This is a genomic window from Pseudonocardia kongjuensis (assembly GCF_039526905.1).
Classification (GTDB): Bacteria; Actinomycetota; Actinomycetes; order Mycobacteriales; family Pseudonocardiaceae; genus Pseudonocardia; species Pseudonocardia kongjuensis.
In genome coordinates, this window is sequence record NZ_BAAAJK010000029.1 from 1 (window position 1) to 12,390 (window position 12,390).

A 12,390-nucleotide genomic window follows, 5' to 3' on the forward strand; every position below is an offset into this window, starting at 1 on the left:
CATCTGGCCAACGGGGCCTGTTGACCGGGCTCTGCGGCCCGTTCTGTCCGGCTCACTCGCTGACAGGAACTAAGTTACGCCACGGTGTCCGGGCGCGTCAAACCGGGGTCCCAAACACCCGCTGACCTGCGCAAACCCTCCGGAGAGGGCGCAGGGCCACCAGGTGGACCCGAGCCGGCCGTGCGACGAACGGTCACCCCGTCCGGCTCTCCCTGCATCCTGATTGACCAGCACCGATCGCGCAAGGGCAGGCGACGAGCGATGGTCGCGAAGTCCGATGGGGACGTCGTTCGTCCTGCGCTCCGGCGCCCGTCCGTCGTCGAGAATTTTTTTCCGACCGTCCGGCGCGGGCCGGGCGGCCGACGAACGGTCGGCGCCCGCCCCCCGGCCGCACCCGGCGGGTACCGCCTGGGGCACACCACGATCACCGGCGGTACGGCGCCGCTCGCCGTGCCGGACACCAACCGGCCCGGCGCTGCGCGAGACTGCCCGCGTGCCGACCGCCGGAGACGTCCTCGATCCCGTCCTGCACCGGCTGCGCGCCGGCAACGGTCCGACGGCCGCCCAGTGGTGCCGGTCCCCGGGGGCGACCAGTCGGGTGCGGGCCACGCTCGTCCAGGACGGGATCGCGCTCGAGGCGGGCGACGGCGCGTTCGGTGTCGTCCGGGCCCGTCCGCTCGCCCTGCCGCTGCGGACCCGCTCGGTGGACCGGATCGCGGTCCCGCTGCTCCTGCCCCTGCTGCACGACATGAGCGGGCTCTTCGCCGAGCTCCGGCGGGTCCTCGCGCCGCACGGCCTGCTCTCGGTCCTGCTGCCGGCGCCTGCGTCGTTCGGCTGGCGCGGCGGCGAGCTGCGCCGCGCGGTGCGGGCGTCCTGGCGGCACCGCTCGGCCGTCGAGCACCCGGAGTGGCTGGCGTCGTCGGCGGATTTCGCCGTGCTCGCCGACGACCGGCTGGACTTCACCCTCGACGGGGCGGCCGAGGACCGGCCGGTGGCGGTGGCCGATCTGTGCGCCGCGGGCGTCTATCCGCCCGAGCTGCCGGCGTCGGCGCGGGCCGGGTTGGTCGCACACCGGTACGCGGCGCACCGGGTCCGGCTGCGGCGGATCGTCGCCCGCCGGTGAGGGCCCGCATCGGGTGCCGGGTGCGGCCCCACGGTGCGGCCCGACGACACGGCCCCACGCGCGGTACGGCCGGGCGCTCCCGCTGACGGCCGGCGCTGCCCATCTCCGCCGGTCGCCCGCGCGGGTGTCAGTTCGGGGTGGTGATCTCCGCGGCCGCACCCGCGACGGTGACCTCCTGCGTCCGGTCCGCGGCCTCCGGCAGCTCGACGACGTCGGCGACGATCGCGGTGATGTTGTCCGGCCCGCCGCCCTCGTTCGCGAGGTCGATCAGCCGCTGCACGATCTCCGCCGGGTCCGCGTCGGCGGCGAGCTCGCTCAGGAGCGCGGCGTCGTCGAGCACGGCGGTCACGCCGTCCGAGCAGAGCAGGAACCGGTCGCCCTCGACGATGTCGATCCGGTCGAGATCGGGCTCCGGGGCGTGGTCGGTGCTCAGCGCCCGCATCAGCACCGAGCGGCGCGGATGGTGGGCGGCCTCCTCGGCGGTGATCTGCCCCTGGTCGACGAGCTGCTGGACCATCGTGTGGTCGTGGGTCAGCTGGGCCAGCCCGCCGTCGCGGAGCCGGTAGATGCGCGAGTCGCCGATGTGCGCCAGCGCGAGCTGGTCGCCGGTCAGCAGCAGCGACACCACCGTCGTCCCCATCCCGCGGGTGTCCGGGTCCTCCCCCGCCCGCCGGGACAGCCGGTCGGTCGCGTCGACCAGGGCGGCCGTCATCTCGGCTGCCAGGTCGAGGTCGCCGAGGTCCTGGGGCAACCGTGCGTCCAGCTCGGTGAACGCCGACACCGTCATCGCGCTCGCGATCTCGCCGTGGGCGTGACCGCCCATCCCGTCGGCCACGATCAGGAGCCGGCCGGTCGTCGCGCCGGAGTCCTGGTTCGACGTCCGGCGGCGACCTACATCCGACCCGATCGCGGATCGCAGTCCCAGAACCATGGGGACAGTATGGACGTGACCGTCCGTCAGCGTCGCAGGCGAGGCCCTGTTCGCGCCTGCTTCAACCGTACGGATGGCGGAACGCGGCCCGCGGCGGCCCGCGGGGCGACGTCGGATGGGTGATCGCTTGCCCGTGTCGCTACGGTTGGGGCCGCGCGCCGCGCCGCTGGTGACGGTGCGCGCAGCCTCCGTAGCTCAGGTGGATAGAGCATGGCCCTTCTAATGCCGTGGTCGCAGGTTCGAGTCCTGCCGGGGGCACCCACGGACCGAATCCCGCCGGTCCCCGCGGTCCGCCACCCGCCCGGCCCGCTCACCGGTCCCCGGCCTCGGCCCCGGCCGGGGAGGTGCCCGCGCAGGCACCGGGCAACGCCCACGTCACCGCCGGTGCGGCCGGCCGGCCGTGGGCCGGGTACGAGCACCGGGACCACCACCCCCGCCGTCGGCGCGACGGCCGGCACGGGCCCCGACCACGCCCGGTAGCGGCCCGACCGGGAAGAACGACACCGCGGTCGGGACCGCCGTCGACACAGCGGTCGCCGCGGGCCCGGCGGCCGGCCCGGCTCGCACCGGCGCAGGCCGCTGGCAGCGCAGCCGGCGGCCGCGCCACCCACCACCGACACCCACCACCGACACCCACCACCGACACACCCGCCACCGACACCCGCTACCCGCCTCACCACGAGCCCGGCGGCCGGCACGGCTCGCACCGGTCCGACCGCGGGCGCGGCCCGCCGGCGCAGACCTCCTCCGGTCCGGACCCCACCGCAGCAGCGGCCGGTCCATCGGCCGGATGGCCGATGCTCGGCCCGGCACCCGTACCGACGATGTCCCGACGGACGGACGGACGGACGGGCGGGCGGACAGACGGACGGACACGGGCGCGGGCGCGGGGCAGGTCCGGCGGGATCGACCACGACCACGGCCGGGAACACGGCCGGGCTCACGAGAGGGCTCACGACAGGGCTCACGAGGTCGGGACCGTCCCGGACATCCCGCCACGAGCACACGGAGGCGACGACGATGACCGACCACGAGCAGAACGACCCGGCACCCGGTGCGGGCCTCCCCCCGGTGGTCGACCGGGCGACCTGGCGGGCGGCCCGCGACGCGCTGCTCGCCCGGGAGAAGGCGCACACCCACGAGGGCGACGCGATCGCCGCGGCCCGCAGGCGGCTGCCGATGGTCGAGGTCGACGCGGGCATCGAGGTCGTCGGGCCGGGCGGGCCGGTCACGCTGCTCGACGTCTTCGACGGGCGCAGGCAGCTCGTCGCCTACTTCCACGCCTGGTGGCCGGGCCGGACCGCGACGGAGCAGTGCGAGGGCTGCACGTTCTTCAACAGCCAGGTCCGCGAGCTCTCCTACCTCCACTCCCGCGACGTCACCTACGCCACCTTCTGCAAGGGGCCGTACCCGGAGAGCATCCGGTACCGGGACTTCCTGGGGCTGGACATGCCGTGGTACTCGGTCGAGCGGACGGCCCCGCAGCTCCTGGAGGGTCGCGACTGGCAGCGCCACCACCTGGTCTGTTACGTCCGCGACGGCGGGCGGGTGTTCGAGACGTACTACACCGGCGGCGGGGTGGAGGTCATGACACCCACCCACGGGCTGCTGGACATGACGGTGTTCGGGCGTCAGGAGCTCTGGGAGGACTCGCCGGACGGCTGGCCGCGGCCGTGGGGCGACGGGGAGAACTCCGACGGCTGGCGACGCGACGGCCGGCCGATCGTCCAGTGGGCCCGGCTCGACGCCGGCCACCCGGACGACCTGACCCGGTGAGGTCCGGCGGGCGCGCTGCGCGAGCGCCGGGCGGCGCGAACCGGGCGGGACGACCGGGCCGGCCGCTCACCCCCCGGACGCGACCCGGCCGGAACCGGACCGGCGGACGGCTGCGGCGGCGAGCTCGGCGCGGCTGGTGACCGCCAGCTTCGCGAACACGTGGGCCAGGTGGGTCTTCACCGTGGACCGGCTCATGAACAGCCGCACCCCGATCTGCGGGTTCGTCAGCCCGTCGGCGACCAGCGCGACGACCTCGCGCTCCGCCCGGGTCAACCCGTCCCAGCCGGTCGCCGGGCGGCGCCGGGGGCCGCGCGGCCCAGCGGCGGGACCGGCCGCACCCGTTCGGGTCGGCCGGCTCCCCGGAGCGGGTGGCGGCGCGCAGCGCGGCCGGCTCGGCGGACCGCCCGACGAACGACGTCGCGGCCGTCATCGGCGGGACCCGCCGGGCGACCTCCCGGCGACCACGAGCGCCCGGAGCAGGCAGCCGAACGCGGTGACCGTCAGGACGGTGCGGACGACGTGCCAGCCGGCCCACCGGGCCTCGTCGAAGGCGGCCCGCAGGACCGCCGGATCGGTCGCCTGCCCCGGTGCGCCGCCGGCCCGGACGACCAGGTTGAGCGGTTCGTGGACGGCGACCGTGATGAGGAACGCGGCCAGGTGCAGGCCGAACGCCACCAGGACCAACGCCGGCAGCCGCCGGCCGGGCCGGCTGCGGGCGAGCACCGCCGCGGCGCCGGTCGCCGCCGGCGCACCCAGGAACAGCAGCAGGAACAGCGGGGTGAGGATCGCGGCGTCCAGCGCGTGCTGGGCCGCGACGAAGGTGCGGTCGCCGGTCGTCCGCAGTGCGGGCATCACCGTGTGGGCCCAGTCCAGGTACACCCCGGCCAGCAGCCCGGTGGCCAGTGCGGCCACCGGCAGCAGGACCACCGGGGCCGGCCGGAGGTCGCCCGGCCGCAGCCGGTTCAGCTCGGTCACCCGACCACCCTCGGCGGCGCGCCGGTGCCGAACAACCACCGAGTGCGCAACGATCGACGGCTCCAGGGTTCACGAACGGGGGCGCGTGCCGGTGGAACAGCGGGACATCGAGGTCTTCCTGGCGGTCGCCGACGAGCTGCACTTCGGGCGGGCCGCGGAGTCGCTGCGGGTGTCCACCTCACGGGTCAGCCGGACGATCCGGACACTCGAGCGGCGGATCGGCGGTGCGCTGTTCGAGCGCACCAGCCGCCGGGTGCGGCTCACCCCGCTCGGCACCCGGCTGGCCGAGGACCTCCGGCCGGCCCACCGGCAGATCCTGGACGCGGTCGCGCTGGCCAGGGCGACCGCCGGCGCGGCCCGGTCGACGCTGCGGGTCGGGTTCATCGGAGCCGCCTCGGGCCGGTTCGTGCTCGACGTGGCCGAGGCGTTCCGGGCCGGGCATCCCGGCGTCGACGTCGGGCTCCGGGAGATCCAGTTCGGACAGGGGTTCGCGCTGCTGCGCGGCGGCGAGGTCGATCTCGCACTCGCCACGGTGCCCGCCCGCGGCGCGGAGCAGGCACTGCTGCGGGCCGGCCGGGTGCTGACCGAGGAGGGGCAGCTGCTGGCGGTGCCCGCCCGGCACCGGTTCGCCCGCCGGGCGTCGGTGTCGTTCGCCGATCTCGCGCGCACCACCGTGCTGCGCACGCCGCCCACCATCCCCGCCTACTGGGACGACGAGCTCGTCCCGAGCCACACCGCCGACGGCAGGCCGGTCGAGCGCGGCCCGGTGTTCGACACCACCCAGGAGATGCTCGCGCTGATCGGCGCCGGTATCGGCACCTACCCGGTGTCCGCCCAGTTCACCAGCCACTACGTCCGTCCCGACGTGATCTACGTGCCGATCCGCGACGCCCCGCCCTACCAGCGGCGGCTGTTCTGGCTCCGGGGCGCGGAGACCGCCACGATCCGTGACTTCGACCGGGTCGCCGGCGCCGTGTCCGGCACCGGCTGAGATCACCCGCTGTGCCTCCCGACCCCCCGCTCTCTACCCTGCAACCGTGCGGATTCTGGTGGTCGAGGACGACGACCGGGTGGCACGTGGGCTGGTGCGCGCCCTGCTCCGTGCGGGCTACCGCGTCGTGCGTGCCGCCGACGTCACCGAGGCGCTCGGCCTGATCGACGAGCAGGTGCCCGATCTCGCGCTGGTCGACATGGGCCTGCCCGACGGGCACGGCAGCGCGGTGGTGCGCAGGCTGCGCGAGCAACCGGCCTGCGGGGTGCTCGTGGTCACCGCGCAGGACAGCGAGGCGGAGCGGGTGGTCGGGCTGCGCGCGGGCGCCGACGACTACGTCGTCAAGCCGTTCAGCCTGGCCGAGCTGCTCGCCCGGATCGAGGCGGTGAGCAGGCGGACCCGGGCGCTGCGGCAGGCCGTCGCGCCGGCCGCCGTCGTGCACCGCTGGGGCACGCTCGAGCTCGACGTGACCGCCCGGACCGTGCGGGACGCCGCCGACGGCTGGTCGGCCTCGCTCACCGCGATCGAGTCCGCGGTGCTGGCGCTGCTGTTCGAGCGGGCCGGGCAGCCGGTGGAGCGCGGGTTCGTGATCGACCAGGTGTGGGAGGCCCCGACCGAGTCCAGCTCGCGGACCCTGGACACGCACATGGCCACGCTGCGCGGCAAGCTCGGGGGCCGGGTCACCATCCGCACCCTGCGCGGCGTCGGATACCAGGTCGGCCCGTGAGACGCCGGCTGGTCGTGGCGATCGCGCCACTGCTCGTCCTGCTGATGCTGGGCGTGCTGGTGCCGACCGCCGGGACCGTCGCCGAACGGCACACCGCCACGCTGGTCGCCGACCGGCTCAGCGACGCGAGCCGGTTCTCGGTACTGGCCCTCACCGCGCTGACCGGCGGGACCGCGCTCCAGGCCGACCTGGTGCGGCTGCGCGCCGAGCTCGACGAGTACGCCGACCTCTACGACACCCCGATGTGGTTCCTCGACCGCGAGCAGCAGGTGCTGCACGCCACCGACGGCTCGCCGCCGCCCGCGGCCGCGACGGACCGGCTGACCGGCGTGCTGGCCGGGCAGCTGCCGCCGGTGGAACGCACCGTGTGGCCGTGGCGGATCGAGCCCGAGCTGATCGTGACGCCGGTCGGCCGGGACTCCCAGGTCGTCGCCGCGCTGGTGCTCGCCGTCCCGACGGACTCGGTGCGCGCCGAGATCCTCGGCGACTGGGCGCTGCTGGGCGGGCTGTTCGCGCTGGTCGCGACGCTGGCGGTGTGGCTGGTCGGGCCGATGACCCGATGGATCCTGCGGCCGGTCGCGGACCTGGAACGCAGCGCGGCCGCGGTCCGCGCCGGCCGGCTGGACGCCCGCGCCGCACCCGACTCCGGGCCGCCGGAGCTGCGCAACCTCACCGCCGGCTTCAACGACATGGTCGACGCGGTGCGCCGCACCATCGAACGTCAGCAGCGGTTCGTCGCCGACGCCGCCCACCAGCTGCGCAACCCGATCGCCTCGGTCCGGCTGTCGGTGGAGAACCTGGAACCGCACCTGGCCGCCGACGACGACGCGCGGGTCGCCTACTCCGACGCCGTCGACGATCTCGACCGGATGAGCACCGTGCTGTCCAGCATGCTCGCCGCCACCGCGGTCGCCGACCGGCCCGCCGCGTCGTCCGGGCCGGTCGGGACGGCGCTGGGACACCGCGCCGCGGCCTGGCGGGCGGCCGCCGAGGAGGCCGGGATGGAGTTCGCCGAGGACCTGACCGGCACCGCGACCCGGGTGCGGGAGCCGACCGGCGGGCTCGCCGCGGCCGTCGACGAGCTGGTGGCGAACGCCGTCCGGCTCTCCCGCGGCAGCACCGTCACGGTGCGCGGCCGCCCGGACGGGGCCGGCTACCGGATCGACGTCGTCGACGACGGCCGCGGGCTGGACGAGGAGGGCAGGCGGCGCGCGACGGAGCGCTTCTGGCGCAGCCCGCACGACCAGAACGTCCCCGGCACCGGGCTCGGGCTGGCCATCGTCGCCCAGGTGCTCGGCGACGCGGGCGGGTCGCTGGAGCTGACCGGGACGCCCGGCGGCGGGCTGACCGCCGTCGTCCGGGTGCCGCCCGCGACCTGAGCGCCGGTCAGGGCTTGCGTTCCCGGAACCAGCGCCGGGCACCCGGGTGCAGCGCGACCGGGGTGGTCGCCGCGCCGGTGCGCGGGTTGATCTGGCTCGCCTCGCCGCGCACCCGGGACAGCTCGGCGGCGTGCGCGAACAGCACCCCGGTCAGCCAGTTCGCGAGCTGCTCGTCCATCGAGGGCTGCACCGCGAGCAGGGTCGGCACGGCCAGCGCCGGCGCCGACTCCATCGGCGGGTACATCGTCGCCGGGACCACCACCGGCACGTACTCCAGCGGATGGGCCCGGACCAGCGGCTCGACCTGGGCGGTCAGGTCGAGCAGCCGCACCGCGCCGTCGCGGGCCAGCTCGGTGACCGCCGGGGTGGGCATCCCGGTGAGGCTGAGCACCGCGTCGACCTCGCCGGAGCGGAACGCGCGCACCGAGTCGGCCTGCGAGTAGCTGCGCAGGTCGGCGTCGCTGCCGGCCTGGTCCAGCAGCCGGCGGGCCAGGTACCGGGTCCCGGACAGCGGCATCCCGGCGGCGAGCGTCGCGCCGTCGAGGTCGCGCAGGTCGCGCGCGGTGCTGCCGGACGGGACGAGCACGTGCATCACCGAGTCGAACACCCGGGCGAGCGCCATCACCTGCCCGGCGTGCGCCGCGGCGACGTCGACGTTGACGAACGCCATCTCGACCCGGCCGCCGGTCAGCATCGCCATGTTCTCCGGCGCCGCGTCGGTGTAGACGAGCTCGACGACGGGCCGGCCCCACGCCCGGTCGAGTACCCCGGCCAGTGCGAGACCGATCTCCCGGTAGACCGCCCCCTCCGGGCCGGTGGCCAGCCGGAACGGCTCCGGCGGCCGCGGCGGCGCCGGGGCGCAGCCGGTGACCAGACCGCCGCCGAGCGCCAGTCCGGCGAGGGCGCCGGAGGTGCGCAGCAGCGCGCGACGCGACAGCCCGGTCATGTCCGAAGGGTACGGCGCACCCGATATGACCGGTACGTCAAGCCAATCCCAAGAAACCGTCCACGGAGTGGAAGACCGGGCCGCCGGCCGGGAGCCTCCCTGCAGCATCGTGACGCGAGGGAGCGAACCATGAGCAGTCCCACGGCGGACCCGGGACCACCGACGGTCGACCGGTCGCAGCGGAAGCGGACACCCATCTGGAAGCACCTGTACTTCTGGGTGCTGATCGGCATCAGTGCCGGAATCCTCGTCGGGCTGCTGCTGCCCGAGGTCGGCGCGCAGATGCAGTGGCTGGCCACCCTGTTCATCAACCTGGTGAAGGTGGTCATCGCCCCGGTCATCTTCGCGACCGTGGTCGTCGGCATCGCCGGCCTGGGCAACCTGGCCAAGGTCGGCGGCCTGGCCCTGCGGACGGTCATCTACTTCAACGCCACCACGGTCGTCGCGCTCGGCCTGGGCCTGATCACGATCAACCTGATCGCGCCGGGCGCCGGCCTGGGCTACAACCGGGAGACGTTCGACGGCTCGGCCGCGAACGACACCATCGAGTCCGCGGGCGGCGCCGCGGGCGGCGGCTTCACCGACTTCATCCTCAACCTGGTGCCGACCTCGTTCGCGTCGGCGTTCGTCGACGGGCAGCTGCTGCAGGTGCTGCTGCTGGCGATCCTGGTCGGCGTCGCGATCACCATGCTCGGTGAGCGCGGCAAGAGCGTCGTCTACGCGCTCGACTCGTTCGCCAAGGTCATGTTCGGCGTCATCAAGCTGGTCATGTGGGTCGCGCCGATCGGCGCGTTCGGCGGCATCGCCTACACCATCGGCGAGCACGGCAGCGCGATCCTGGGCAGCCTGGCGCAGTTCATGGTCACCTTCTGGCTGACCTGCCTGCTGTTCATCTTCTTCTGCCTCGGCCCGATCTGCCGGCTCGCCGGCTTCTCGATCCTGAAGTACATCCGCTACATCAAGGACGAGCTGCTGATCGTGCTCGGCACGTCGTCGTCGGAGACGGTGCTGCCGCGGATGATGACGAAGCTGGAGGCGGCCGGAACGCCGAAGCACGTCGTCGGCCTGACCATCCCGACCGGCTACTCGTTCAACCTCGACGGCACCGCCATCTACATGACGATGGGCGCGATGTTCATCGCCCAGGCGTTCGGCGTCGACGTGCCGATCTCCACCCAGATCGGCCTGCTGCTGTTCATGCTGATCTCGTCGAACGGCGCCGCGGGCGTCTCCGGCGCCGGGCTGGTCACCCTCGCGGCCTCGATCGCCGCGTTCGACCACATCATCCCGCTGGTCGGCCTCGCGCTGATCGTCGGCATCGACCGCTTCATGTCCGAGGGCCGCGCGCTGACCAACCTCACCGGCAACGGCATCGGCACCCTGGTGATCGCCCGCTGGACCGGGGAGCTGGACCGGGAGCGGCTCGAGGACGTCCTCAACGACCCGGGCCAGGTCGACGTCGACGAGCTGATGAAGGCCGAGGCCCAGGGCCACGGCCCGGGCGCGCCCACCGCCCTGGACGCCTCGGCCGAGGCGTCCGAGCGCAAGGCCGCCGTCGCCACCGTGAACACCGGCGAGGGCGAGGTGCAGGCCGGCCGGGACCTGGAGTCCGGCCCGGGGCGCTGACCCCCGCACGACCGCCACGACGGCCCGTCCCGAGCACCGCCCGGGGCGGGCCGTCGGCCGTCGCGACCCGATCCGCCGGCCCGGCCGGTGGACCGGCACCGATGTGTGTCAGGAACGTCGACCCGCGGCAACCCGCCCGCAACAGCGGATCCGCACCCTCTGGATCACACGAACCGGTGAAACAGGACGAGAGGGTGCCGATGACCCACCCCGGCCGACCCCACCGCGACGACGTCCGGCTCGCGGCCCGAGCGCGTGCCGCCCGGCCCCAGCGGGTGCGCGTCGCCTCCGCGCTCGGCGCCCACGGCGCGCTGGTCACCAGCCTGCGGATCGGCGAGATCGGGGTGAACGACCGGCTCGACGAGACCGAGCTGGGCGTCCGGTTCTCGGTGAGCCGCAACGCGATGCGCAGCGCACTGCGGCTGCTGGCGGCGGAGGGGGTGGTGTCGCGGTCGCCCCGGGCCGGGACCGTCGTCACCTCCGGGATGATCGACATCCCGATCGACAACGGCGTCGCCTGGAACATCGGGACCGACCCGGAGCGCCAGGTGGTGATCACCGACAAGCGCTACATCGCGTCGTCCCCGGTCACCCGGCACCACCTGCGCACCACGGCGAGCCGGGTGCACGCCTGCGAGGTGCTCGACCTGCACGTCGGCAACCCGATCCTGCTCTACACCCGGTACACCCTCGACGAGGGACGGGACCGGCCGCTCGTCCCGCGCAGCGACGACGGGCGGTTCGAGCAGACCTTCGAGCGGACCTACCGGAGCCCGCTGGCCCGGATCGACACCTGGGTCGAGGGCCGCGCCGCCGACGACCGCACCGCCACCCAGCTGCGCACCTCCCCGGGCGCGCCGCTGATCGTCAAGTCCCGGGTGCTGTGGAGCGCCGACGGCAGGCCGCGCGAGTTCAGCATCACGCACTACCCGGCGGCCCGCGTCGTGCTGTCCACCACGACCAGCGGGGCCGAGCTCGACGACGACCCGCTCGCCGCACCGTTCCCCGCGGCACAGCCGACGCCGCCCGGCCCGGCGGCGGCCCCGACGTTGCTCCGGAGCTCGCACGCCGACCTGCACATGGAGCTGCGGGCCGCGATCCGGGAGGGGATCCTCCCGGCCGGCTCCCGGCCGGTGGAGGCCGACCTGGCCCGCACCTACGGCGCCGCCCGCTCGACCATGCAGCAGGTGCTCGCGCAGCTGCACGCCGAGGGCACGCTGGTCCGCCGCAACGGGCACACCGTCGTCCGCCCGGTCACCGCCTACCGGCTCAACTCCGGCGTCCCGTTCCGGGAGAGCGAGGCCGGCCGGCACGGCTACCGGCACCTCACCTCGGTCACCATCCCGGTCGCGCCGTTCCTCAGCCGGATGCTGCCGACGGCCGGTGACACCGTCGCGCTGGACGAGTTCCTGGTGCACCGGGACGGCCGGCCGTCCTCGCTGTACCTGCGCTACACCGAACCCAGCGCGGACCCGCGCCCGCTGGTGGTGGGCACCCGCCACGAGTTCAGCTCCGCGTTCCGGCGCACCTACGGGCGCCCGCCCGGCCGGATCCTCACCAACCTGCACGCGGTGTGCGCCGACGAGGCCGCGGCCCGCCGGCTGCGTGTCGCACCCGGCGCGGTGCTGCTGCTCTGCGAGCGGCTGCTGATCGACGCCGACGGGCGGCCCCGGGAGTTCAGCCACGCCTACCGCAGCGCCGCGCAGAGCTGCCTGGCGACCCGGACGCTGCTCGGCCACGCATCCCCGGCCGCCGTCTGCGCCTGACGACACCGCAGGCGGCCGGGGCGGCCCGGCCCAAGCGCCGGCCGGGGCGGCACGGTCGGCCCGGCCCGCGCACCGGCCGGGGTGGCACGGCTCAGCCCGGCCCGCCCGTGGGCCGGGGCCCGGCGCGGTCGGCCGGCCCGACCGCCGCGG

Annotated in this window: 11 protein-coding genes and 1 tRNA gene; 8 read left to right on the top strand and 4 right to left on the bottom strand. The window is 75.1% G+C overall.

Annotation, left to right across the window (positions count from 1 at the left end):
• Positions 1-493 precede the first annotated feature (493 nt).
• Positions 494-1,123, top strand: a complete 630-nt coding sequence (locus ABD160_RS22520; RefSeq protein WP_344025678.1) for a methyltransferase domain-containing protein — start codon at positions 494-496, stop codon at positions 1,121-1,123.
• Between the two features lie 127 nt (positions 1,124-1,250).
• On the opposite strand, the gene ABD160_RS22525 is transcribed toward ABD160_RS22520, so the two are convergent.
• A complete protein-coding gene (locus tag ABD160_RS22525) occupies positions 1,251-2,054 on the bottom strand; it encodes a PP2C family protein-serine/threonine phosphatase (protein WP_344025680.1) in 804 nt (267 codons plus the stop codon).
• A 184-nt stretch (positions 2,055-2,238) separates the two neighbouring features.
• On the opposite strand from ABD160_RS22525, the gene ABD160_RS22530 reads away from it, so the two are divergent.
• Positions 2,239-2,312 (top strand) — tRNA-Arg (locus ABD160_RS22530).
• Between the two features lie 762 nt (positions 2,313-3,074).
• The gene (locus tag ABD160_RS22535; protein ID WP_344025682.1) at positions 3,075-3,830 is read left to right on the top strand and encodes a DUF899 family protein; all 756 of its coding nucleotides are present in this window, start codon (positions 3,075-3,077) and stop codon (positions 3,828-3,830) included.
• 66 nt (positions 3,831-3,896) lie between these two features.
• Here ABD160_RS22535 and ABD160_RS22540 read toward each other — a convergent pair whose 3' ends face one another.
• Positions 3,897-4,103 (bottom strand): response regulator transcription factor, encoded by a 207-nt coding sequence (locus ABD160_RS22540; protein WP_344025684.1) that lies wholly within the window; start codon positions 4,101-4,103, stop codon positions 3,897-3,899.
• 153 nt (positions 4,104-4,256) lie between these two features.
• Positions 4,257-4,805: an anthrone oxygenase family protein gene (locus tag ABD160_RS22545; RefSeq protein ID WP_344025686.1), complete on the bottom strand. Its 549-nt coding sequence runs from the start codon at positions 4,803-4,805 to the stop codon at positions 4,257-4,259.
• A 91-nt stretch (positions 4,806-4,896) separates the two neighbouring features.
• Between ABD160_RS22545 and ABD160_RS22550 the strand changes: the two genes are divergently transcribed.
• Genes ABD160_RS22550 through ABD160_RS22560 form a run of 3 tightly spaced genes read left to right on the top strand, consistent with a single transcriptional unit; the run spans position 4,897 to position 7,902 of the window.
• Positions 4,897-5,796 carry a LysR family transcriptional regulator gene (locus ABD160_RS22550; protein WP_344025688.1) on the top strand — a complete coding sequence of 300 codons (900 nt, stop codon included), beginning with the start codon at positions 4,897-4,899 and terminating at the stop codon, positions 5,794-5,796.
• Between the two features lie 46 nt (positions 5,797-5,842).
• A complete protein-coding gene (locus ABD160_RS22555) occupies positions 5,843-6,523 on the top strand; it encodes a response regulator transcription factor (RefSeq protein ID WP_344025689.1) in 681 nt (226 codons plus the stop codon).
• Entirely contained in the window at positions 6,520-7,902 is a 1,383-nt protein-coding gene (locus ABD160_RS22560) for a sensor histidine kinase (protein ID WP_344025691.1), read from the top strand. The genes ABD160_RS22555 and ABD160_RS22560 overlap by 4 nt, the downstream gene beginning before the upstream one ends.
• 7 nt (positions 7,903-7,909) lie before the next feature.
• Here ABD160_RS22560 and ABD160_RS22565 read toward each other — a convergent pair whose 3' ends face one another.
• Complete coding sequence (locus ABD160_RS22565) at positions 7,910-8,848, bottom strand: TAXI family TRAP transporter solute-binding subunit (protein ID WP_344025693.1); 939 nt, start codon at positions 8,846-8,848, stop codon at positions 7,910-7,912.
• 129 nt (positions 8,849-8,977) lie between these two features.
• Between ABD160_RS22565 and dctA the strand changes: the two genes are divergently transcribed.
• Entirely contained in the window at positions 8,978-10,474 is a 1,497-nt protein-coding gene (dctA, locus tag ABD160_RS22570; protein WP_344025695.1) for a C4-dicarboxylate transporter DctA, read from the top strand.
• Between the two features lie 200 nt (positions 10,475-10,674).
• Complete coding sequence (locus ABD160_RS22575) at positions 10,675-12,240, top strand: GntR family transcriptional regulator (protein ID WP_344025697.1); 1,566 nt, start codon at positions 10,675-10,677, stop codon at positions 12,238-12,240.
• The last annotated feature ends 150 nt before the right edge of the window (positions 12,241-12,390 follow it).

Excerpts from the sequence above, each read along its gene's own strand:
- ABD160_RS22535 (WP_344025682.1), top strand. The coding sequence starts at position 3,075 with ATGACCGACCACGAGCAGAACGACCCGGCACCCGGTGCGGGCCTCCCC.
- ABD160_RS22575 (WP_344025697.1), top strand. The coding sequence starts at position 10,675 with ATGACCCACCCCGGCCGACCCCACCGCGACGACGTCCGGCTCGCGGCC.
- dctA (WP_344025695.1), top strand. The coding sequence starts at position 8,978 with ATGAGCAGTCCCACGGCGGACCCGGGACCACCGACGGTCGACCGGTCG.
- ABD160_RS22525 (WP_344025680.1), bottom strand. The coding sequence starts at position 2,054 with ATGGTTCTGGGACTGCGATCCGCGATCGGGTCGGATGTAGGTCGCCGC.
- ABD160_RS22565 (WP_344025693.1), bottom strand. The coding sequence starts at position 8,848 with ATGACCGGGCTGTCGCGTCGCGCGCTGCTGCGCACCTCCGGCGCCCTC.